Annotated in this window: 3 protein-coding genes; all 3 read left to right on the top strand. The window is 34.5% G+C overall.

Annotated features, from left to right (window positions below; all coding sequences use genetic code 11):
• Positions 1–534 (top strand): hypothetical protein (locus tag KBF89_08905; GenBank protein MBP9116440.1); only part of this gene is annotated, 534 nt, incomplete at its 5' end.
• A 358-nt stretch (positions 535–892) separates the two neighbouring features.
• Positions 893–1786 (top strand): hypothetical protein, encoded by an 894-nt coding sequence (locus KBF89_08900; protein MBP9116439.1) that lies wholly within the window; start codon positions 893–895, stop codon positions 1784–1786.
• Positions 1787–1888: 102 nt separating this feature from the next.
• Positions 1889–2692, top strand: a complete 804-nt coding sequence (locus KBF89_08895) for a hypothetical protein (GenBank protein MBP9116438.1) — start codon at positions 1889–1891, stop codon at positions 2690–2692.
• The last annotated feature ends 82 nt before the right edge of the window (positions 2693–2774 follow it).

Below are 2774 nucleotides of genomic sequence, written 5' to 3'. Positions count from 1 at the left end.
CGCGGCTACTTACAATTAAGTCAAAATGTAACTGATGCCGGTCCGTCAGTTGCCATCAACTATAATCCTGGGGCAAATCGCTATATGCGCATCCAATGGAAGCATTTTGGACATAGAAACGGTAATTATTTTAGTGCAGGCTTGAGTATTGTAGAGTTTACCCACGGTTTACAAATTTTGCGTTATGGGATGTGGTACTATGATTTCAACAACCCGCCGAATGACATTCCTTGTTATGGTTGGTGTATGAATAAAGACGGTTACTCTGATTCTTTCATTTATAGTCGAATTCCAAACACAAATCTATCACCCACTCAAAGCTTCGACACATGGTTAAATGCAGAAGTCGTCATTGATTTTGAAGCTGGAACAATAGCGCCTAAGTTAAATGGAACCACCTATGCAAGCGAATCCATTCGCACTGATTGGGGTAACAAGATCGGAATCCAATTTTCACCCTATGGCTGGAATACGGGTCACTATCTTCGTATTGATGACTTATCTATTCAAAGTCAGAACACGGCGTTTCCGTGATTGGGATGATTTGTGGGTAATGATGATTTTCCGTAACAAAAATAAATTCTACAAAAACGAAATCATAATAATCACATGAATCACAAAAATCATAGTTTAGACAATGTAGTATTAAAAATTTTTAGGAGAAAACAGTGAGAGAAAAGCAAAATAGAGATAGCCGAGGAGCTATTTTAATAATAGGAATTGCAGTGCTAGCGTTATGCGCAAGCAGTTGTAGTTCATTTAAACCTGCGAAAAAGGAAACTATTCCAGTGCGCATAAGTGGGGGTAACCAATGAAACACTATTTTTTATTTCAACTTAAAATAGTAATATTGCTTTGTATTGCAATCAATTGCCGGAAAATACATGTTCGGGTGGACGATTATGAAAGCAATATGGGTGGAAAGAATGCAGTCATTTCTATTCAGAAATTTCCCGTTGCGATTGAAAACGATACAATTACTGGGATACAAAAAGAAGGGACTACGACAGCGGTTATTTTTAAAGATGAAGCGAACAAATTAGTTACGAATTATAGTAATGTGAACAACTTCATAATGTATCATATTGAAGAAGGAGAACATAAAAAAGATTTTAAATATCTAAGCATCGCAAGACAATTTCATTTTTTCAATAGAGTTCTCTTTTTTCAAAAAATTTTAGCAACTCCTTTTACACTGGGGTATGTATGGCTTTTTCCCCATGATGAATATTCGGACAAGCTACTTGTTTATAATAAAGATCATGCGGACGTACCTGGATATGTAACCCTTGACTTTTTTGATAGTCGGTACAGTCGTGATTATTCCATAATGATTACGATTATAAACCAAGGAGATATGCCTATCACAGATGAATTTAGCGTTGTAGATGTGCTACCAAATTTTTTAGAATTTGAATCCGTTGAATTTAATTCCGATGGCGGCATAAGTGAAGTTGCATACGACTTACACCAAAACGAAAACTCTCAGGTTATTCCATTCAAAATAAGACCAACTAGCCGCGGATTAAAATCTGGGGAATATATCCAGCTCAAAATCCACTTCAAACCTAATCTTCAAAAGTTTAAAGTCGATAAATACAATCTGAATCTTACAACTTTATCAAGTCCCGCCAAAGATCAAAATGTATTAGTAGAGGATAATACTGATTCGTCGAAAGATGCCAAGTCTATTAATGAAGAACCCAAGCCAGATTTGCAAAAAAAATCCAAAGACAATAAAGTTTCGCTTAAAAAAACGAAGCTAGATAAGAGTAAGAAGAAATAAAATGTCTGAACTGTGATGGATTCGACAAGCTTGGTTGGTGAGCAGCAGTTTCCAAGCTTGCGTGTCGAACCACACCACAAGTTTGTGTGATTGGGATGATTGATGGGTAACAATGATTTGTCGGTGTACAAATATATCTACCAAGGTCAAAATCATAGTAATCACATGAATCATACGAATCATAGTTTAGACAATGTAGTAATAAAAAATATTTTAGGAGAAAATAAAATGAAAGAATTTTTACAAAAGTTGATTTATTGTAACCGCATTTATGCATCGATTTTCTTGATTTCACTTAGTATAAAAAGTTGCACAACTGTAACAGCACCTGGCTCGAGTGTATATAAAAGAGATGTCTATCTAAAAGGATATGAAGAAACAAAGGCAGATGGATTAGTAAAATTGAAATTCAAAATGGTAACTACCCCACCTGATGTTCCCAAAAAACATAATACAGAAAGTAGTATGTCAAAGGAACAGTTGCATAAAATTCTAGAAAAATATCAACCATCTGGTAGTTTTAATGGTAAAACTGCTTACGTATATATAGCTGAAAAGAAATATGAGTTTAATACAACGAATTTCAAAATCGAAATTACTGAATCTAAAAAGAATGAAATAGGCGAGGAATTCAAGCAATCACTATTAAAGACAAATTATTTTCAATCTATTCAAACTAACTTGGATACAGATGGAAAGAAAATAGATGAGGTTTCAGGTGAATTTGATTTTTATTTCGAATTGATAAAATCTTCCGACTTAGGCGATGCCGCATTTGGTGGCGGAGATAATGATTTAGTTAAAATTCTCTTCAGTGCCCTTGCAACAATTTTTCCTTACGTGAGTTCTGAGGATAATGCTTATTATACCAATTCTATAAAGTCATTGCGTAAAATCACAGGTTGAAATTATGAAAGATGGTTTTTCAATATAAAATTTGATTGCTCTACAAATTCGATTGAGAAGTTCTTCTGGCGAATTTGCAATG

The sequence above is a fragment of the Acidimicrobiia bacterium genome, from assembly GCA_018057765.1.
Lineage (GTDB): Bacteria > Actinomycetota > Acidimicrobiia > IMCC26256 > JAGPDB01 > JAGPDB01.
Note: the sequence above shows the minus strand (reverse complement) of the source record. Positions and strands in the feature narration are given on the sequence as shown.

What these genes read in the sequence shown, in the direction of transcription:
- KBF89_08895 (MBP9116438.1), top strand. Translation starts at nt 1,889, where the DNA reads ATGGGTAACAATGATTTGTCGGTGTACAAATATATCTACCAAGGTCAA.